This is a genomic window from Streptomyces sp. NPDC059851, assembly GCF_042732005.1.
Lineage (GTDB): Bacteria > Actinomycetota > Actinomycetes > Streptomycetales > Streptomycetaceae > Streptomyces.
Genome location: NZ_JBHWJJ010000003.1, coordinates 45,110 through 63,542, shown reverse-complemented (window position 1 = coordinate 63,542; position 18,433 = coordinate 45,110). Strand labels below are relative to the sequence as shown.

The window sequence follows — 18,433 nt, the reverse complement described above, 5'->3', positions numbered from 1 at the left end:
GTCGAGCCTAACCGGACGCCTGTTCCGCGAACGAACCGGACCGCACTGTTGGCCGAATAGGCACTCTTGCGGTCCCGTCGGTTCCGTGCATGCCGGGTCCGGCCTGTTCAGACGGGCGGCCAGGGGATCGACGGCCACTGCCCGGAGGGCTTGGGGTGCTCCCCCGTGCGCAGCAGACGGGCCACGCGGGCCCGTACGGCGGCCAGCTCGGCAGGTGTGATCAATTCGGCCAGCCGGGTGGCCAGCGGGGCCCCGGCCGCGATCTGCCGCTGCAGGTCGGCCAGCACCCCGCGGGCCTCGTCCGTCAGCGGTTCGCCGGCCCAGCCCCACAACAGGGTGCGGAGCTTGTCCTCGACGTGGAAGGTCACGCCGTGGTCGATGCCGTACAGGCGGCCGTCGGGTGCGGCCAGCAGGTGGCCGCCCTTGCGGTCGCCGTTGTTGATCACGGCGTCGAGGACGGCGAGGCGGCGCAGCCTCGGGTCGTCGGCGTGGACGAGGAGTGCGGTGCGGCCTTCCCCGGTGTCGGCGAGGGCGACCGGCTTCCAGCCCTCCCCCGCTTCCTCGCCGTCGACGAGGGCCAGTAGCCCGTCGGCGTCGGGGGAGCTGCCGCTCCCGCCGGTCCCGGCGGCCCCGCCGGAGTCGATCCACTGCTGGACCATGCCCTCCCCGTACGGGCCGTCGCGCAGCACCGTCGGCGGCACCAGGCCCCAACCGGTGGCCTCGGAGATCAGGTAGGCGGCGACCTCGCGGCGGGCGAGGTTGCCGTCGGGGAAGTCCCACAGCGGGCGCTCGCCCTTGACCGGCTTGTACACGCAGTCGATGCTCGTGCCCCCGTGCTCCACCGTGCACAGCAGTACGGCGTTGGACGCCCCGGAGATCCGGCCGACGACCGTCAGCTCGCCCTTGGCGAGCAGTACCTCCCGCTCCCCCGTGGTGTTCACACCTGGCGCCGGTAGCCGTTCTGGCGCGGGCACACGTGCCCCTCGGGGTCGAGCGGGAGGCTGCACAGCGGGCACGGCGGCCGGCCGGCGTTGACCACGTCCAGGGCCCGCTTGGCGAAGGCACGGGCCTGGGCGCCGGTGAGGCGGACCCGCAGCATCGGCGGGCCGTTCTCCTCGTCCTGGAGCAGCCGCTCCTCCGCCTCGGCGAGGTCCTCCTCGGAGTCGGCTTCGAGTTCCACCAGCGCCTGGGCCTCGACGATCATCCGCTGGTGCTCGCCGTCCCAGGCGAGCGCCATGGTCCCGACGCGGAACTCCTCCTCGACGGGGACGTCCAGGGGGGCCGTGTCCGCGGCCTCGGCGGGGGCCATGGCCGGGACCGGGGCGTTGCCGCCGGTGCGCCGTACGACCTCGTCCAGCAGTTCGTCCATCCGCTCGGCGAGCGCCGCGACCTGGGTCTTCTCCAGGGAGACGCTGGTGACGCGGTGGCCGGCGGAGGCCTGCAGGAAGAACGTACGGCGTCCCGGCAGACCGACCGTGCCGGCCACGAAGCGGTCCGGCGGGTCGTAGAGGAACACCTGACGGGGCACGTCCAGTCTCCAAGTCTCGGCGGCAGGGGCGGGGCGGCGCCCATGTGTTGGCCCATCCACCCTACTGCGCCGTTCGATCACGCCGCTCCCGCGCCGCCGCCCACGACCGCGTTCCCGCCGTCCTCGGTGGCCGCCTCGAAGGTCTCCGTGTCGGCTGCCGCCGCGTCCGGTACGCGGGCGGGGCGCGGGGCGAGCGAGCCGAAGTCGCCGGTGTCGCCGAGCCGGAGCAGGAAGGGCCGGGTGGGCGTGTAGCGGACGGCGGTGACCGAGCAGGGGTCGACGTGGAGGCGCTGGAAGAGGTCCAGGTGCATGCCGAGGGCGTCCGCCACCAGGGCCTTGATGACGTCGCCGTGCGAGCACATCAGGAAGACGGCGTCGCCGCCGTGCTCCTCCTCGATGCGGGCGTTCCATTCGCGTACGGCGTCCACGGCGCGCGTCTGCATCGCGCGCAGCGATTCCCCGCCGGGGAAGGCCGCGGCCGACGGGTGGTGTTGCACGATCTTCATCAGGGGTTCTTCGGCGAGTTCGGCGAGTTTGCGGTTGGACCAGTCGCCGTAGTGGCATTCGCCGATCCGCTCGTCGGTGTGCAGCGGCAGCTCCGGGCGCGCGGCGAGCAGCGGTGCGAGGGTCTCCCGGCAGCGCTGGAGGGGGCTGGTGACGGCGGCGGCGATCGGCACGGCGTCGAGCCGTGCGGGAAGGGCCGCGGCCTGCTCCGCACCGCGTTCGTCGAGGGCCACGCCGGGCGTCCATCCGGCGAGCAGCCCTGCGGTGTTGGCGGTGGACCGCCCGTGTCGTACGAGGATCAGCGTGGCCATGGCGCCAAGGGTAGGCCCTGGCGTGCGGGAAGAGGACGGGGCGGGGCGCCCGGGTGCGAGGGGGGCGTCCGCGCGGGACAATTCCCCGCGTGATTGTCGACTGCGCGATGTACCGGAACGGCCGCCGCGCGGCCGCCCGGGAGGACCTCTCGGATGCCCTCGACGAGGCACGGGCGTCGGGCGACGCCTTCCTCTGGATCGGTATGTACGAGCCGACGGAGGAGGAGTTCGAGCACGTCAGTCGGGAGTTCAGGCTGCACCGGCTGGCGGTGGAGGACGCCCTGACGGCCCACCAGCGCCCGAAGGTGGAGGTGTACGACGACTCGCTGTTCGTGGTCCTCAAGCAGGTGGTGTACGACGACGCCACGGACACGGTGGCCACGGGCGAGGTGATGGTGTTCATCGGTGACTCGTTCGTGGTCACGGTCCGGCACGGGGAGGGGGCGCCGCTCACCGGGGTGCGGCGGCGGCTGGAGCACGAGCAGGACGTGCTGCGGCACGGCCCGACGGCGGTGTTGTACGCGGTCGCCGACGGTGTGGTGGACCACTACATCGAGGTGGCGGCCGAGCTCCAGGGGGATCTGGAGGAGCTGGAGGCCGAGGTGTTCGCGCCGGTGGCTCCGGACGCACGGAACACCGCGGCCCGGATCTACTTCTTCAAGCGCCAGGTGCTGGAGTTCCGGCGGGCGACGAGTCCGCTGCTGCAGCCGATGGACCGGCTCGCCGCGGGGAGCGTGCCCTTCGTGCACGAGCGGGCCCGGCCGTTCTTCCGTGACGTCGCCGACCACCTGACCAAGGCTAACGAGTACGTCGAGGGCCTGGACCGGCTGCTGTCGGACGCGCTGGCGGCGCACTTGGCGCAGATGGGCGTCCGGCAGCAGGACGACATGCGCAAGATTTCGGCCTGGGCGGCGATAGTGGCCGTTCCTACGCTGATCGTGGGGGTCTACGGCATGAACTTCGACCACATGCCGGAGCTGCGGCAGGGCTGGGGCTACCCGGCGGTGCTGATCCTGATGGTGGCGGCCTGTCTCGGCCTGCACCGGCTGTTCAAGACCCGCGGCTGGTTGTAGCCCGGGGCCGCGCTACGCGAACTCGGGGGCCGTGGCGGGCGCCCCGCCGAGGGCGTTGCGCCGCTCCGGCACGCGCAGGCTGATCATGCGGTGCCAGCCGGCGAACCGCTCGTACGCGTACGTCCCCCGGATGCCGGCGGCGAGCGCGGCCGACTTGGGGGCGGGCCAGTGCAGCAGTCGGCCCATGTGCGCCATGACGGCGAGGCTGACGTCCCGGTGGACGGCGATCTCGGCGAGGGCGCTCTCGCGCAGCACCCGCTGGATGGTCCGTCCGTGTCCACGGCGGGCGAGGGACAGCAGCTCCTCGTGGCAGTAGGAGAGGTGGTTGTCCTCGTCGTGGCTGATCATGCGGATGGCCTTGCCGACCACGGGGTGCTCGCCGAAGTGCTTGACGAGCATCTGCATCTGGTCGGCTGCGCGCTGTTCGGTGACCCGGCTGTGCGCGAGGTAGACGACGACGTCCTCCTCCGTCAGCTGCTCCTGGGCGCGCAGCTTGGTGTGCGCGAGGCCGATGCCGCGCTGCTCCAGCAGCATCGTGTAGTCGGTCTCGGGCGGTACGGGGACGGCGGGCAGGCCGCGCTTGTGCAGCAGTGCCCGGAAGATCCGGCCGTGCTTGTCCTCGTCGGCCCCGTGCCTGCTGATCTTGGGGGCGAGGGCGCGCATGCTGTCGGGCACCAGGGCCGCGATCCGGGCGTTCTCCCAGCCGCCCTGGGCCTCCCCGCTGGCGGCGATGGAGCAGAACAGCTGGAAGGAGTCGTCGTCGTCGACGATCTCCTGGAACAGGCTGCGGGCAGAGAGCATGCATCGAGTCAACGGCCGATCCGGCGGCCGGGCAACCGATAGGTCGCACTACTCGGCCGAATGAACGACGCACACGGGTGAATCGGGGGCGTAACCCGTCGGGCGCCGCGCGCGTTGATGACTGTGTCGGCCGTGGCGGGGAAGACCCCCGAGCCCCCACCACGGCCGCGGACTCCACACCCCGGGCGTCCCCCGGGTCGGTCCCCGGGTCCGTCCGGTCCGTCCGGTCCGGGATCAGGCGAGGCCGGCCCGCTCCAGGGCCTCCGTGCCGGCGCGCAGGGCGGTGAGCCGCTCGTCCAGGGTGAACCCGGCCGGGGCGAGCGTGAGGGTGGTGACCCCGGCCTCGGCGTAGGCCCGCATGCCGTCCGCGATGCGGTCCACGGAGCCGAGCAGGGTGGTGGAGTCGATCAGGGAGTGGGGGACGGCGGCGGCGGCGCCCGCCTTGTCGCCCGCCAGGTACTTGTCCTGGATCTCCGCGGCCTCCTTCTCGTAGCCCATGCGCTGGGCGAGCTGGTTGTAGAAGTTCTGCTTGCGGCTGCCCATGCCGCCCACGTACAGGGCGGTGTACGGGCGGAACATGTCCGCGAGGGCGGTGACGTCGTCGCCGACGGCGAGCGGCACGGTCGGGCAGACGTCGAAGCCGTCCATGCTGAGCCCGGCCTTCTCGCGGCCCGCCCGGATGTGGGTGAGCGCGGTGGCCTCCAGGTGCTCGGCGGCGGGGAAGATCAGCAGGGCGCCGTCGGCGATCTCGCCGGTCTGCTCCAGGTTCTTCGGGCCGATGGCGGCGATGTAGAGCGGGATGCGCTCACGCTCCGGGTGCACGGTCAACTTGATCGGCTTGCCCGGGCCGCCGGGCAGGGGCAGGGTCCAGTGCTCGCCCTCGTAGGAGAGGCGTTCGCGGGTCATCGCCTTGCGGACGATCTCCACGTACTCGCGGGTCCGGGCGAGGGGCTTGTCGAACTTCACGCCGTACCAGCCTTCGGAGACCTGCGGGCCGGAGACGCCGAGGCCGAGCCGGAAGCGGCCCTTGGTGAGGGAGTCCAGGGTGGCGGCGGTCATGGCGGTCATGGTGGGCTGGCGGGCCGGGATCTGCATGATCGCGGAGCCGACGTCGATGCGCTCGGTCTGGGCGGCGACCCAGGAGAGCACGGTCGGCGCGTCGGAGCCGTAGGCCTCGGCGGCCCAGCACACGTCGTAGCCGAGGCGGTCCGCCTCCTGAGCCACGGCGAGGTTGTCCGCGTCCATGCCCGCGCCCCAGTAGCCGAGGTTGATGCCGAGCCGCATGTGTCGTCCCCTTATCGGTTTACCGATCAGTAACGTTGCTGTGAGCAGGGACTGTAGCGCGCCCGGGTCCGCCGCGTCAGCGCCCCAGTAGTCTCAGCGGTCATGGAGCAGAGGCATCTCGGCCGCACCGGCCTGCGCGTGTCCCGGATCGGCCTCGGCACCCTGACCTGGGGCCGGTCGGCGGACGGGCCGGACGAGGCGGGTGCCGCCGAGCAGTTGAAGACCTTCTGGGACGCGGGCGGCACCCTCGTCGACACGGCGGACGTGTACGGGGGCGGGGAGGCGGAGTACCTGCTCGGGCAGCTCGTCGGCGGGCTGGTGCCGCGCCGGGAGCTGGTCATCGCGACCAAGGCGGGCAGTGTCGCGGACCCGGACCGGCGCTTCGACGGCTCGCGCGGACACCTACTGGCCGCCCTGGACGACTCGCTGGGCCGGCTGGGCACCGACTACGTGGACCTGTGGCAGGTCCACGCCTTCGACCCGGCGACCCCGCTGGAGGAGACCCTCGAAGCGCTGGACCTGGCCGTGCGCAGCGGGCGGGCCCGCTATGCGGGGGTGTCGGAGTTCAGCGGATGGCAGCTGGCGAAGGCGGCGACCTGGCAGCTGGCGGCGCCGGGCGGGGGCCGCACCCGGCTGGCCGCCACCCAGATGGAGTACTCGCTGCTCCAGCGGGGCGTGGAACGGGAGGTGCTGCCGGCGGCACTGGACCTGGGCGTCGGGCTGCTGCCGTCGTCGCCACTGGGCCGCGGGGTGCTGACGGGCAAGTACCGGGCCGGGATCCCGGCGGACTCCCGGGGCGCGTCGCCGACCATGGGCGCCTTCGTGGAGCCGTACCTGGACGAGGCGGCGGGCCGGATCGTGGACGCGGTGGCGACGGCCGCCCACGGCCTGGCCGTGACCCCGCTCCAGGTGGCGCTGGCGTGGGTGCGGGACCGGCCGGGGGTGGCCGCGCCGGTCGTCGGCGCGCGGACGGCCGCGCAGCTGGCGGAGGCACTGTCGGTGGAGGCCCTTAGTCTTCCGGAGGAGATCCGCCGGGCGCTGGACGACGTGTCGGCCCCGGTGCACCGCTATCCCGACCAGGACTGGAGCACGCTGTGAGTACGGACCGCCACGCCGCCGAGCCGGCCTCCCCCGGCCCGCAGGGCGAGGCCCCGACCGCCCCGGAGGCCACCCCGCCCCCCGCCGCCGCGGATCCGGCCGGCACCCCGGGCCCGCCCTCCGACGGGTCGCCGGCAGCCGGCACAGCGACCCCCGACACCGCCGACGCGGCCCGGCCGCCGGGCGCCCCGGCCGGGTCACCCGCCGCGCCGGGCGGAGCCGAAGACGGCACCACCGGGCCCGCGGCCGCCTCCGACGAGGACGGAACCCCCGACGCCGCGGCCCCCGCTGCATCCGGCGGGGCCGGGAACGACACCGCCGGACCGGAGGACGCCTCCGAGGGGGACGAAGGCCCCGGCACCGCGGCCCCCGCCCCATCCGGCGGAGCCGGAACCGGGAGCGCCGGCGCGGAGGGCGACGCCGCGGCCCCGCAGATGAGCGAGGCCGAAGCCGAGCTGGCCGCACAGAAGATCGAGCGGGAGCGCATCGCCCGCCGCAAGGCGCAGCGCCAGGGACCGGTCGAGGCCGGCGGCAAGCTCAGCGGCCAGGCCGCCGACCTGCTGGCCGCCGTACGGGCCGTGGAGAGCGGGGAGAAGTCCTCGCCCCGCTACTTCGACGAGGCCCCGGCCGCTCCCCGCAGGCCCGCCCCGGCGGCCCCCGCACCGGCGACCCCGCCCCGCCCCCGCCCGGCGGCGACCGCCACCGCCCCGTCCGCGGCGAACGTCGAGTCCGTACGGGTGGTCCTGGCCCGCGGCGGCGCCCCCGAGGGCCTGGCCGGCCCGGCCGCCGCCGCCCTCGGTGAAGCCGCCGCCGACGCGCTCGCCGAGAACCCCTGGCGGCTGCTGGCCGTGGCCGGGGTCCGCCCGACGCAGGCGGATTCCTTCGCGCGCGCCCTGCTGGGCCCGGCCCCGGGGCCCGGCGACGAGCGGCGCGCCGCCGCCCTCATCGGCTGGCTGCTGGAACAGGCCGCCCTCAAGGGGCACACCGCCCTGGAGGGGCCCACCCTGGAGTCCGCGCTGGCCCAGTACGGGGTTCCGCAACCGGCCGGGGCCCTGGAGCAGGCCGTCGCCGAGGGGCTGGTCCTGGTCTTCCACGAGCCGGTGGGCGCACCCGCCGAGGAGGGCGAGGAGCAGCCCGTACGGGTGCTGATGGGCCTGGAGGCGTACGCGCTGGCCGAGGAGAGCCTGGCCGACGGCCTGGCCCGATTGGCCGGCACCTTCACCGGCGCCACGGACGCCGCGGGCTGGGAGGAGGTGGCCGCCGGCGGCACGGGCGCCGAGCTGATCCGGGCCGTCGCCGCGCACGGCCTGGTCGTCCACACCGGCGGCGAGGCGGCCCGTGCCGAACCGCTCGCCCTGCTGGAGGCCGCCGGGAAGCTGGGCCTGCGCACCTGTCTGGCCGCGCACGCCCCGGCTCCGCACACCGTCACGGTGGCCGGGCTGCTGGCCGGGACCGAGGGGCCGGAGCGGGACGCGGACGGACAGTTCGCGCTGGACCTGCTCGTGGTGTTGGACGCGCCGCAGCTGGACGTCGAGAGCGCCGCGGCGCTGGTGGAGTCGGTGCCCGACGGGGCCCGGCTGGTGCTGTCCGGGGATCCGGCGGTGCTCGGCTCGGCGGGCCCCGGGCGGGTGTTCGCCGACGTGCTCGCGGCCCGCGCCTGCCCGCAGGTGGCCTCCCGCGTACCCGATCCGGGTCCGCTCGGCGAGCTGGTCTCGGGCATCGGGATCGGCGAGCTGCACCAGGTCGAGGCACCCGGCAAGGAGGTCGTCATCGTCCCCGTGCGCGACGCGGGCGAGGCGGTGCACCGCACCGTGCAGCTGGTGGCCGAGTCGGTGCCGCGGGCCTTCGGGATCGGGGCGGACGGCATCCAGGTCATCACCCCGGCCCACGGCGGCCCCTCGGGCACCCGGGCGCTGAACGCGGCGCTGAAGGAGCGGCTGAATCCCGGCCCGGGCCGGTTCGACGGCTTCGACCCCGGCGACCGGGTCGTCCACGTGCCCTCGCCGGGGCGCGCCGTTCCGGGCCGGGTGGTCTCGGCGGACGCGGAGGGACTGCACTTGGACGCCGCGGGCTCGCGGACCGTCGTACCGAAGGAGCGGGTGGCGGCGCAGGTGCGGCACGGCTGGGCGGTGACGGCCCATCAGGCCGTCGGCATGCGCTGGCCTGCGGTGGTGGCCGTACTGCCCGGTGATGCGGCGCAGGCGCTGTCACGGGACTGGGTGTACACGGCCTTCGGCCGGGCCGAGCGGCACCTGTCGGTGGTGCACGGCGTCGACCAGGCGCTGCCGCGGGCGGTCGCGGAGGTGCTGCCGAAGCCGCGTACGACCCGGTTGACGGGTCTGCTGAGGTCGCTGGCGGCGGCGGCCGAGGAACAGCCGGAGTAGCCGGAGTGGCCGGAGTGGCCGGAGTGGCCGCCGGAGCGGATGACGCGGCCCCCGTCCCGCCGGGCGGGGCCGCGTCGCCGTTCCGGGGGCCGGGGCGGCTCAGGCCGGGGCGAAGCCCCGTTCCGCCGCCTCGTCGTCCTCGTCCTCGTCCTCGTCCTCGTCGTCGTCGAAGACGGAGCTGACGTCGAACCGGTGCAGTACGTCCTGCGGATCGATGCCCGCGAAGGGCGAGCCCAGCCACTCCCCCGGCTCCGCGGCCTCGTGCGAGGCGGCGATCCACAGGGTCGAGTCGCCCTCCTCCAGGCCGAAGTCCTTGGCGCGGGAGGCGATTTCGTCGGGCTCGTACTCCCCGAAGAGGACACCGAGCGCGCCGGCGGTGCCGCCGTCGTGGACGCGTTCGGCCTCTCTGTCGTGCCTTGCGACCCGGTCGGCCTGGGCGATCAGCCGTGCGGGCTTGGCGACGGTGTAGTCGCGGCGGATGAGCACGCTGAACGCGGCGGGCTCGGCGGGACCGCGGTACGGGGCGCCGTCCTCGGGCGTGGGGATCTCGAACGGCGTGACCTCGTCGTACCGGTCGTAGAGCAGTTCGTCGTACTCCTCGGCGGCGGCGGCGAGTTCGTTGAATGCGGCGTAGACGGCCGGGTCCTCGTCCCCGATCCTGCTCTCGACCGCGGCGAGGTGACGGTCGATGGCGGCCTTGACCGCCTCGGCGGCGGCGCGTACCTCGGCAACAGTGGGCAGAGCGGCATCAGACATAGTGCAGACGCTATCCGTAGCGGGGCCGTGCCCGCACAATAGATGCGATGCCGGAATACGAATTTGTCGACGTGTACGTGCCCCGCGGGGTTCCCCGCAGCGAGGCGACCCGACTGCTGACCGACCATGCCGAGTACGGGCAATGGGAGCTCGACCGGCTCACCCTGCACCGCGACGGCAGCCGGCGCGTGCGGTTGCGGCGGCGGATCATCCGTCAGGTCCGCGCCACGTGGTGACGCGGGCCCCGTGGACGGGGCCCGCGCCGTGAAGGCCCGTCAGGCCGTGTTGCGGGCGCGCCGGTAGAGCAAGGTGCCGGCGAGCAGCGTTCCGGCGGCGAGCGGAAGGCCCACGCCGAGGACGTCACCGGCACCGGTCGCCGCGAGTCCCGCCTGCTGGGCGGGCGCCACCCCGACCCCGATCCCGGTGTCCGTTCCCGGAGTCACCGTTCCGGTACCGGGACCCGCCGGCGTACCGGGCTGACCCGGCGTACCGGGAGTTCCCGGCTGACCCGGGTTACTGGGCTGACCAGGCGTACCGGGCTGCCCCGGCGTACCCGTACCGGGCGTACCCGGAGTACCGGGCTGACCGGGAGTACCGGGCTGACCGGGCTGACCCGGAGTGCCAGGCGTCCCCGGCTGACCCGGAGTGCCCGGCTGGCCGGGCGTACCCGGGTTGCCCGGGTGCTCGCCCTCGTCGCACGGCTCGTCCGGCCCTCCGGGGTTCCCCGGGTGACCGGGCTGGCCCGGATAGCCGGGGTGTCCGGGGTTCCCCGGGTGTCCCGGATCACCCGGCTTCGGCTTGCCCGGCTTGCCCGGCTGGGTCGGCTTCGTCGGCCCGCCCGGGTTCGCGGATTCGTTGGAACAGCGGTTCCCGAAGGCCGGGTTGAGGCCTCCGACGACCGTGACGGTGTTCCCGCAGGCGTTCACCGGAACGTCCACGGGCACCTGGACGTTGTTCCCGGACAGGATGCCCGGGGAGTTGGCGGCACGGCCGGACGCGCCGGAGTCCGCATGCGCGTATCCCCCACCGAGCGCGAGCACACCTCCTGCCGCCGCCATGGTGATCAGGGTCTTCCTGGTGACCGCTGCCTGTCGTCGCATCTGTGTGATCCCCCAGCTGAAAAAACGATCGGCCGGGCCCTGAAGCCCGGCGGCCCCGGAACGCTGGGATGCGTTCCGGGGCCCAAGACTTCAGGTGCGTCAGGCGTTGACGCAGGTGTTGCCGAAGGCCGGGTTCAGCAGGCCGACAACGTTGATGGTGTTGCCGCAGACGTTCACCGGGATGTGGACCGGAACCTGAACGACGTTGCCGGACAGGACACCGGGGGAGCCGATGGCCGCACCCTGGGCGCCGGCGTCGGCAACGGCGAGACCCGCACCCGCGAGAACCAGACCACCGGTGGCGGCAGCAGCGGCCACAACCTTCTTGAGCATTGTTCCTCCTAGTAGGCAATGCGGTCCCAGCCGCGGACCGCATCACCTGTAACGAGGAGGGATCACCGGGGCTACGAGCGTATGAGCGCATTCACTCTTCTCAGTGGAATGCGCACACCCGCGCGAATCTCAGCACTCGTCGATGAACCGGTCGAGCACCCGCGCCCCGAACTTCAGGCCCTCCACCGGCACCCGCTCGTCCACCCCGTGGAACATCCCCGCGAAGTCCAGCTCCGGCGGCAGCTGCAGCGGCGCGAAGCCGAAGCAGCGGATGCCGAGGTCGTCGAAGGACTTGGCGTCCGTACCGCCGGACAGCATGTACGGGACGGCGCGCGCGATCGGGTCCTCGGCCTTGAGGGCGCTCTGCATGGCGTCGACGAGGCGGCCGTCGAAGTCGGTCTCCAGCGCCTTGTCACCGTGCACGTCCTCCCGCTTCACGCGCGGGCCGAGGATCCGGTCGAGGTCGGCGAAGAACTCGTCCTCGTAGCCGGGCAGGAAGCGGCCGTCCACGTGGGCGGTGGCCTGGCCGGGGATGACGTTCACCTTGTAGCCGGCGCCCAGCATGGTCGGCGCGGCCGAGTTCCGCAGGGTGGCCCCGACCATCTTGGCGATGCCGCCCAGCTTGGCGAGGGTGGCGTCCATGTCGTCGGGGTCGAGGGGGGTGCCCAGCGCATCCGAGAGTTCGTCCAGGAAGGACCGTACGGTCTTGGTGACGCGCACCGGCCACTGGTGGCGGCCGAGCCGCGCCACGGCCTCGCAGAGCTCGGTGATGGCGTTGTCGGTGTTCGTCATGGAGCCGTGGCCCGCCGTGCCCTCCACGGTGAGCCGCATCCAGTGCATGCCCTTCTGGGCGGTCTCCACCAGGTACAGCCGCAGGTTCTCGTTGACGGTGAACGAGAAGCCGCCGACCTCGCCGATCGCCTCGGTGACCCCCTCGAACAGCCCGGGGTGCTTGTCCACGAGGTACCGGGCGCCGTACAGGCCGCCCGCCTCCTCGTCGGCGAGGAAGGCCAGCACGATGTCCCGCGGGGGCTTGCGGCCGCTGCGCAGCCGGTCGCGGACGACGGCCAGCGTCATCGCGTCCATGTCCTTCATGTCGACGGCGCCGCGGCCCCACACGCACCCGTCGGCGATCTCGCCGGAGAACGGGTCGTGCGTCCAGTCGGCGGCGTTCGCCGGCACCACGTCGGTGTGCCCGTGGATCAGCAGCGCGGGACGGGAGGGGTCCTCGCCCTCGATCCGGGCGACGGTCGAGGCGCGCCCCTTGTGGGACTCGAAGATCTGCGGTTCGAGCCCGACCTCGGCGAGCTTCTCCGCGACCCACTCGGCGGCCTTGCGCTCACCGGGGCCCGAGTGGTCCCCGTAGTTGCTGGTGTCGATCCGGATGAGGTCCCGGCAGAGGTCGACGACCTCGTCCTCGCCGGAGACGGTCCTGCCCGCGCTCGACTGGCTCACGCTGCTTCCTCCACTGATCGGTCCGACTGCGCCTCCCCATCCTCCCGCTTCGACCCGCTCCGCCCAAGGGCGATCCCCGGCCGCAGGGGAGGTGATCGAGCACCCCGGAATGTTTGGTAATGTTTTCCACGTCGGAACGGCCGAGGGCCGCGAGACAAACACCTAGTCCGGGTGGCGGAATGGCAGACGCGCTAGCTTGAGGTGCTAGTGCCCTTTATCGGGCGTGGGGGTTCAAGTCCCCCCTCGGACACCACTGAGAACCCCACTTCATGTGGGGTTCTCTGCTTTTCCCGACTCCTCCCCGCGAGCGGTGCCGTCACTGGGGCGGGGCTACCCTGGGAACGTGATCGAGAATCTTCCCCCCTGCCCGAAATGCTCCTGTGAGTACACCTATGAGATGAACGCGCTCGTGGTCTGCCCCGAGTGCGGTCACGAGTGGGTCCCCGCCGAGGACGGCGCCCAGGACCCGGACGCGGCCGGCGCGCGGGTCGTCCGGGACTCCGTCGGAAACGTCCTGCAGGACGGCGACTCCGTGACCGTCGTCAAGGCGCTCAAGGTGAAGGGGAGCGCCTCGGGGATCAAGGCCGGCACCAAGGTGCGCAACATCCGCCTCGTGGACGGCGTCGACGGCCACGACATCGACTGCCGGATCGAGGGCTTCGGGGCGATGCAGCTGAAGTCCAGCGTGGTGAAGAAGGCCTGATCGAGGGCCTGCGGCGGGCCGTGGAGCCCGTGGAACGACGGAAGGACCCCCCGCCGGGCGGCGGGGGGTCCTTCCGTCGTTCAGGACGTCAGCTGCGGGCGGCGATCTCCGCCACGCGGCGGCGGACCAGGTACCAGCCGGCGACGAACAGGGCGGCGATGACCGGGACGCACAGGACGGTGGTGCGGCCCACGCCGCCGTCGCACCACATCAGGACCAGCACCGAGAAGAGGAAGACCAGGGTGATGACCTGGGTGTACGGGGCCCAGGGCAGCTGGTACGAGGGGCGCTCGACCAGGCCCTGCTGGGCGCGGCGCCAGAAGAACAGCGAGCAGATCATGACCATCGCCCAGGTGCCGAGGATGCCGAGCGAGGCGAAGTTCAGGACGAGCTCGAAGGCGTCCTTCGGCATCAGGTAGTTCAGGCCGACGCCGGCGAGGCCGAAGGCGGCGGTGAACAGGACGCCGCCGTAGGGGACCTTGCCCTTGTTCATGCGGGCGGTGAACTTCGGGGCGGAGCCGGCCATGGCCATCGAGCGCAGGATGCGGCCGGTGGAGTACAGGCCGGAGTTCAGGCTGGAGAGGGCCGCGGTCAGCACGACGAGGTTCATGATGCCGGCGGTGCCGGGGATGCCGAGCTTGTCGAAGACGGTGACGAAGGGGCTCTGGTCGCTGGAGTACGCGGTGTACGGGAGGAGCATCGCGAGCAGGACGACGGAGCCGACGTAGAAGAGGCCGACGCGCCACATGATCGAGTTGATCGCCTTCGGCATGATCTTCTCGGGGTTCTCGGTCTCGCCGGCGGCGACGCCGCACAGCTCGACGGAGGCGTAGGCGAAGACGACGCCCTGGACCACGAGCAGCATCGGGAGGACGCCGGACGGGAAGATGCCGCCGTTGTCGGTGATGGTGGACAGGCCCGGGGTGTGGCCGCCGATGTCGTGGCTGGTGGCGACCAGGTAGATGGCGACGACCAGGAAGATCGCCAGGGCGGCGACCTTGATCAGGGAGAACCAGAACTCCATCTCGCCGAAGTACTTCACCGAGATCAGGTTCGCGGCGAGGACGACGGCGAGGGCGATCAGCGCCAGGACCCACTGCGGGACGGTGGTGAACATCGACCAGAAGTGCGCGTAGGTGGCGGCGGCGGTGATGTCGGCCACAGTGGTCGTGGACCAGTTCAGGAAGTACAGCCAGCCGGCCGTGTAGGCGCCCTTCTCCCCCATGAACTCGCGCGCGTAGGAGACGAACGCGCCGGAGGAGGGGCGGTACAGGACGAGCTCGCCGAGGGCCCGTACGACGAAGAAGGCGAAGATGCCGCACACCGCGTACGCGATCGCGAGGGAGGGGCCCGCGCCGGCGAGCCGGCCGCCGGCGCCGAGGAACAGGCCGGTGCCTATCGCCCCGCCGATGGCGATCATGTTGATGTGGCGGGACTTGAGGTCCTTGCTGTAACCCTCGTCACCTGCGTCGACGTGGGAGGCGGAGACCGGGGCGGGGGCCTCGGTCAAGGTGCGGTCACTCATGTGGGACTTCGCCTTCGTGGGTGGGACAGGCAGGTCCGGGCCGCCGTGCAGGGGAGCTGGGTGGTGTCACCTGTGCGGGGTTCCGGTGGTTTTTGTCGCCATAGGAGACCATGAGCCTCGGCCATGGCCAAAACCCGGCCCTGTGCACGAAGGCCCCCGGCGACCTTGGAAACAGGTGTCGGGGGCCTCGTGCGGAGGAGAAAGCGAGGGCGGCGGCCGTCCGCCGGTAGGTCAGGCGTGCGGGCCGGCCTCCGCGGCCTGGTCGAGCCGGAAGGCCTCGTTGCCCAGGCCGATCCGGGCGTGCACCTCCGGCTTCCGGCTGCGCAGCACGACCCCGTACAGCAGGCCGCCCACGGCGGCGGCGCCGATGGTGCCGGGCAGCACCCAGCTGAGCGCGGAGCCCTCGCCGGCGCCGACGAGGACCCCGAAGTCCTTCACGGTGTACGCGGCGATGCCGAGGAGGGAGAGCCCGGCGGCGCCGGCGGCGAGGAGCCGCCACGACTGGGCGGAGGCGGTGCCGCGACGGACGAAGAACGCGATCACGGCGAAGGAGGCGGCAGCCATGAGAAGGGTCACGCCGAGGGCGCCGACGCTGCCCATCCAGGTGAACAGGTGCAGGACGGGCGCGGTGGGGTCGCCGTTCGGCTTGTCGTCGGTGACGGCGAAGGCGAGGACGACGACGGTGGCGACGGCGGTCTGCAGCAGGGAGCCGGTGGCGGGGGCTCCGGTGCCGGCGCTGGTGCGGCCGAAGGCGGCCGGGAGCAGGCCCTCGCGGCCCATGGCGAAGGCGTAGCGGGCGACGACGTTGTGGAAGCTGAGCATCGCCGCGAACATGCCGGTCACGAACAGGACGTGCAAGACGTCGGTGAAGGTGGCGCCGAGGCGTTCCTCGGTGAGCTGGAAGAGCAGGCCGGGCCCGGCCTCGGCGGCGGTCTTGACGACCTCGGCGGGGCCGGTGGCGACGGTGAGGGCCCAGGCGCTCAGCGCGAAGAAGAGGGCGACGAAGCCGACCGCGAGGAACATCACGCGGGAGACGACGATGTGGGGCTTGCTGGTCTCCTCGGCGTAGACCGGGGACTGCTCGAAGCCGACGAACGCGGCGATGCAGAAGCACAGGGCCGTGCCGAGGCCGGCCCCGCCGAGGGTGGCCGGGTTGAAGGCGTGCAGGGAGAGGCCCTGGGGTCCGGGGTCGGCGAGGGCGGCGGCGTCGAAGACGACGACGAGGGCGCACTCGATGAGGAGCAGGACGCCGAGGACCCGCGCGTTCAGGTCGATCTTGAGCCAGCCGAGCGCGCCGGTGACGGCGACGGCGGCCAGGGCGGGTATCCACCAGGCGAGGTCGGTCTTCAGGTAGGTGGCGAAGAGGCCGGAGACCTCGTAGCCGAGGATGCCGTAGACGCCGACCTGCATGGCGCTGTAGGCGACGAGGGCGACGAGCGAGGCGCCCGCGCCGGCGGTGGGGCCGAGGCCGCGCGCGATGTACGCGTAGAAGGCGCCGGCATTGTGGACGTGGCGGCTCATTTCGGCGTAGCCGACGCCGAAGAGGGCGAGCACGACGCCGAGGATGACGAACAGCAGGGGCTGCCCGACGACGCCCATCACGCCGAAGGTGGTGGGCATCACACCGGCGACCACCATCAGGGGGGCACTGGCGGCCAGTACGGAGAGCAGGAGGCCGGCGGTGCCGAGCCGGTCGGCGCGCAGGGCCCGCTCCTGGCCCTTGTACGTGCGGATCTCGGCGGTGCCGGGCGGGGTGCCGAGCGTGGTGGGTCTGCCCGTCGCCATGGGGTGTCCTTTCGGGGGAAGGAAGGTCGAGCGGTGCGGGGGTGGTGCGTCGGCGGCTCGCCGCGTCAAGCGGTGCCGAGCGCGGCGTTGCGGGCGGCGAGGAACGCCTTGCGGGGGTCGAGGTCGGGGTAGGACCAGGGGGCCCGGGTCGCGTGGCTGCCGATGCGGTGGAAGAGGGCGGCGGCCTCGGCGGGGCGGCCCTCGCACAGCTTGGCGTGGGCGAGGAAGTTGAGGTCGACCCGGTTGCGGGGGTGGTCCTCGCGCTCCCACTCCAGCCACCAGTCGAAGGCGGCGCGCAGCACCTGGCGGGCGCGGCGGCTCGACCAGTGGGCGGCGGCACCGTCGGGGCTGCGGCCGTGGGCTGCGGCGAGGACCCGGTAGCGCTCGGCGTGCGCGATGACGGGGAGGACGGCGAGCGGGGAGTCGGCCGGGGACTCCTCGGCGGCCCAGGCGGCGAAGTCGTAGACCTCGTGGAGGGGGTCCTGGCCGGAGGCGGGGGCGTGCTCGGCGAGGCGGGCCACCATCAGGTGGTGGGCGTGGTGGTGCTCCCGGTGCCGGGCCCGGACCTGGTCGAAGTGGCGGCTGAACTCCTCCTGGGAGCCGAAGGCGCGGGAGAGCATGAGCAGGCCGAGCCAGGGGGTGGGGTCGGCGGGCAGCAGGGCGGCGGCCCGGTGGCAGGCTTCCTCGGCCGCCTCCGGCGTGCCCTTGCGGCGCAGCGCCGTGAAGACGGCGGCGCAGGCGAGGAGGGTGGCGGCGTCGGCGCTGTCGGGTTCGGCGAGTAGCCACTCGTCGGCCCAGGCGGTCGCGGCGGGGGTTTCGGCGAGGACGACGATCCGGTGGCCACGGCGGTCCCAGTCGTCCCCCGTGCCGGCGAGGAGGGCGCGGGCCCTGGCCCATCGACCCTGGGTGAACTGGGCACGTACGTCCACGAGTTCGGTGTCGCACAGGGCCGGGTCGAAGAGCTGGGCCTCCCGCTTGCGGGCGCGGCCGAGGGGCGGCGGAGGCGGGGACATCCGCGGTTTTCCCTCCAGGACACGGGCGCGGGCGGACGGTTCGGCACGTACGACGGGCATGACGGGGACGGGTGGCACGACGGGGCGACTGGACGACGAGCGGCTGGAACCACGGTTACTCCGTCGCGCACGACGGGACTGCGGGCGCGACGCGGGATGATCACGCACAGCAAACCGGTAGGCACAGCTCCGAGTCAAGGTCCGGTCCATCGGGTGGCGCGTTTCAACTGGTGCTGGGCTGCACAGAGTTGAGGTTCTCGTTCCGCTTCGGGTGGGCGGCGGAGCGGGCCGTAGGGTGGGCCCATGACGACGTACGCAGACCTTCCCCCCTATCCTCTGGGCTTCCCGGGGCCGCTGCGCGACGCCCTGGTGGCGGCCGTGCTGAGCGGGGCGAAGACCTCCACGACGGGCCTGCTGCCGGAGTACGAGGCCGAGGGCGAGCCGCTGCCCGAACCGGGCGACCGGGCGGTCCTGGTGGACTCGGACGAGCGGGCGGTCGCCGTGGTCGAGGTCACGGAGGTGCGCGTGGTGCGGCTCGCCGACGTGGACCTCCAGCACGCGCTCGACGAGGGCGAGGGGTACGCGTCCGTGGCCGAATGGCGCGCCTCGCACGAGAGGTTCTGGCACAGCGATCCGATCCGGGAGGTGCTCGGCGACCCGGATTACACGGTCGACGACGACACCCTGGTGATCGCGGAGCGGTTCCGGGTCGTCGAGCGGATCGGCTGAACCGGGCAGGGGCCGGGGGCGGGGGCCGCAACCGCAGGGGCACGAGGGGGG

18 protein-coding genes, 1 tRNA gene and 1 pseudogene are annotated in these 18,433 nt (G+C 73.0%); 7 read left to right on the top strand and 13 right to left on the bottom strand.

Translation table 11 applies throughout. The features are described 5' to 3' along the window. Positions 1-107: 107 nt before the first annotated feature. The 3 genes from ACFV7Q_RS01475 to ACFV7Q_RS01465 form a co-directional block, all read right to left on the bottom strand. Complete coding sequence (locus ACFV7Q_RS01475) at positions 108-974, bottom strand: SCO1664 family protein (protein ID WP_385422348.1); 867 nt, start codon at positions 972-974, stop codon at positions 108-110. Then, positions 938-1,528 carry a DUF3090 domain-containing protein gene (locus ACFV7Q_RS01470; protein WP_385422346.1) on the bottom strand — a complete coding sequence of 197 codons (591 nt, stop codon included), beginning with the start codon at positions 1,526-1,528 and terminating at the stop codon, positions 938-940. The genes ACFV7Q_RS01475 and ACFV7Q_RS01470 overlap by 37 nt, the downstream gene beginning before the upstream one ends. Positions 1,529-1,605: 77 nt before the next feature. Next, positions 1,606-2,343: a histidine phosphatase family protein gene (locus ACFV7Q_RS01465; RefSeq protein ID WP_385422344.1), complete on the bottom strand. Its 738-nt coding sequence runs from the start codon at positions 2,341-2,343 to the stop codon at positions 1,606-1,608. Positions 2,344-2,423: 80 nt separating this feature from the next. Between ACFV7Q_RS01465 and corA the strand changes: the two genes are divergently transcribed. Beyond that, positions 2,424-3,416: a magnesium/cobalt transporter CorA gene (gene corA / locus ACFV7Q_RS01460; protein ID WP_385422452.1), complete on the top strand. Its 993-nt coding sequence runs from the start codon at positions 2,424-2,426 to the stop codon at positions 3,414-3,416. A gap of 12 nt (positions 3,417-3,428) precedes the next feature. On the opposite strand, the gene ACFV7Q_RS01455 is transcribed toward corA, so the two are convergent. Both ACFV7Q_RS01455 and ACFV7Q_RS01450 read right to left on the bottom strand, forming a co-directional pair. Then, positions 3,429-4,217, bottom strand: a complete 789-nt coding sequence (locus tag ACFV7Q_RS01455; protein ID WP_385422342.1) for a ferritin-like domain-containing protein — start codon at positions 4,215-4,217, stop codon at positions 3,429-3,431. 234 nt (positions 4,218-4,451) lie between these two features. Then, entirely contained in the window at positions 4,452-5,501 is a 1,050-nt protein-coding gene (locus ACFV7Q_RS01450; protein ID WP_385422340.1) for an LLM class F420-dependent oxidoreductase, read from the bottom strand. Between the two features lie 102 nt (positions 5,502-5,603). On the opposite strand from ACFV7Q_RS01450, the gene ACFV7Q_RS01445 reads away from it, so the two are divergent. Both ACFV7Q_RS01445 and ACFV7Q_RS01440 read left to right on the top strand, forming a co-directional pair. Next, positions 5,604-6,599 carry an aldo/keto reductase gene (locus ACFV7Q_RS01445; RefSeq protein ID WP_385422338.1) on the top strand — a complete coding sequence of 332 codons (996 nt, stop codon included), beginning with the start codon at positions 5,604-5,606 and terminating at the stop codon, positions 6,597-6,599. Next, on the top strand, positions 6,596-8,983 hold the full coding sequence (locus tag ACFV7Q_RS01440; RefSeq protein ID WP_385422336.1) for a helix-hairpin-helix domain-containing protein: 2,388 nt from the start codon (positions 6,596-6,598) through the stop codon (positions 8,981-8,983). The genes ACFV7Q_RS01445 and ACFV7Q_RS01440 overlap by 4 nt, the downstream gene beginning before the upstream one ends. A gap of 99 nt (positions 8,984-9,082) precedes the next feature. Here ACFV7Q_RS01440 and ACFV7Q_RS01435 read toward each other — a convergent pair whose 3' ends face one another. Next, positions 9,083-9,739, bottom strand: coding sequence for a hypothetical protein (locus tag ACFV7Q_RS01435; RefSeq protein ID WP_385422334.1), 657 nt, complete (start codon positions 9,737-9,739; stop codon positions 9,083-9,085). A gap of 47 nt (positions 9,740-9,786) precedes the next feature. Between ACFV7Q_RS01435 and ACFV7Q_RS01430 the strand changes: the two genes are divergently transcribed. Then, positions 9,787-9,975 carry a DUF5703 family protein gene (locus tag ACFV7Q_RS01430; RefSeq protein WP_385422332.1) on the top strand — a complete coding sequence of 63 codons (189 nt, stop codon included), beginning with the start codon at positions 9,787-9,789 and terminating at the stop codon, positions 9,973-9,975. Positions 9,976-10,014: 39 nt separating this feature from the next. On the opposite strand, the gene ACFV7Q_RS01425 is transcribed toward ACFV7Q_RS01430, so the two are convergent. The 4 genes and pseudogenes from ACFV7Q_RS01425 to ACFV7Q_RS01410 form a co-directional block, all read right to left on the bottom strand. After that, entirely contained in the window at positions 10,015-10,182 is a 168-nt protein-coding gene (locus tag ACFV7Q_RS01425; protein WP_385422460.1) for a hypothetical protein, read from the bottom strand. A gap of 471 nt (positions 10,183-10,653) precedes the next feature. Next, positions 10,654-10,797: pseudogene (locus ACFV7Q_RS01420) on the bottom strand (chaplin); the annotation flags it as partial. 141 nt (positions 10,798-10,938) lie between these two features. Next, entirely contained in the window at positions 10,939-11,172 is a 234-nt protein-coding gene (gene chpH / locus ACFV7Q_RS01415) for a chaplin ChpH (RefSeq protein ID WP_385422330.1), read from the bottom strand. Between the two features lie 129 nt (positions 11,173-11,301). Then, on the bottom strand, positions 11,302-12,627 hold the full coding sequence (locus tag ACFV7Q_RS01410) for a M20/M25/M40 family metallo-hydrolase (RefSeq protein ID WP_385422328.1): 1,326 nt from the start codon (positions 12,625-12,627) through the stop codon (positions 11,302-11,304). A 165-nt stretch (positions 12,628-12,792) separates the two neighbouring features. On the opposite strand from ACFV7Q_RS01410, the gene ACFV7Q_RS01405 reads away from it, so the two are divergent. Further along, a tRNA-Leu gene (locus ACFV7Q_RS01405) sits at positions 12,793-12,880 on the top strand. Positions 12,881-12,970: 90 nt separating this feature from the next. Continuing rightward, positions 12,971-13,330 (top strand): zinc ribbon domain-containing protein YjdM, encoded by a 360-nt coding sequence (locus ACFV7Q_RS01400; RefSeq protein ID WP_385422326.1) that lies wholly within the window; start codon positions 12,971-12,973, stop codon positions 13,328-13,330. 88 nt (positions 13,331-13,418) lie between these two features. Here the strand turns inward: ACFV7Q_RS01400 and ACFV7Q_RS01395 are convergent, their stop codons facing one another. The 3 genes from ACFV7Q_RS01395 to ACFV7Q_RS01385 form a co-directional block, all read right to left on the bottom strand. Continuing rightward, positions 13,419-14,855 (bottom strand): amino acid permease, encoded by a 1,437-nt coding sequence (locus tag ACFV7Q_RS01395; RefSeq protein ID WP_385422324.1) that lies wholly within the window; start codon positions 14,853-14,855, stop codon positions 13,419-13,421. Positions 14,856-15,086: 231 nt separating this feature from the next. After that, complete coding sequence (locus ACFV7Q_RS01390) at positions 15,087-16,640, bottom strand: APC family permease (protein ID WP_385422322.1); 1,554 nt, start codon at positions 16,638-16,640, stop codon at positions 15,087-15,089. 65 nt (positions 16,641-16,705) lie between these two features. After that, on the bottom strand, positions 16,706-17,653 hold the full coding sequence (locus ACFV7Q_RS01385) for a hypothetical protein (protein ID WP_385422320.1): 948 nt from the start codon (positions 17,651-17,653) through the stop codon (positions 16,706-16,708). A 303-nt stretch (positions 17,654-17,956) separates the two neighbouring features. Here ACFV7Q_RS01385 and ACFV7Q_RS01380 point away from each other — a divergent pair, with 303 nt between their 5' ends. Next, a complete protein-coding gene (locus ACFV7Q_RS01380) occupies positions 17,957-18,382 on the top strand; it encodes an ASCH domain-containing protein (protein ID WP_385422318.1) in 426 nt (141 codons plus the stop codon). Positions 18,383-18,433 lie beyond the last annotated feature (51 nt).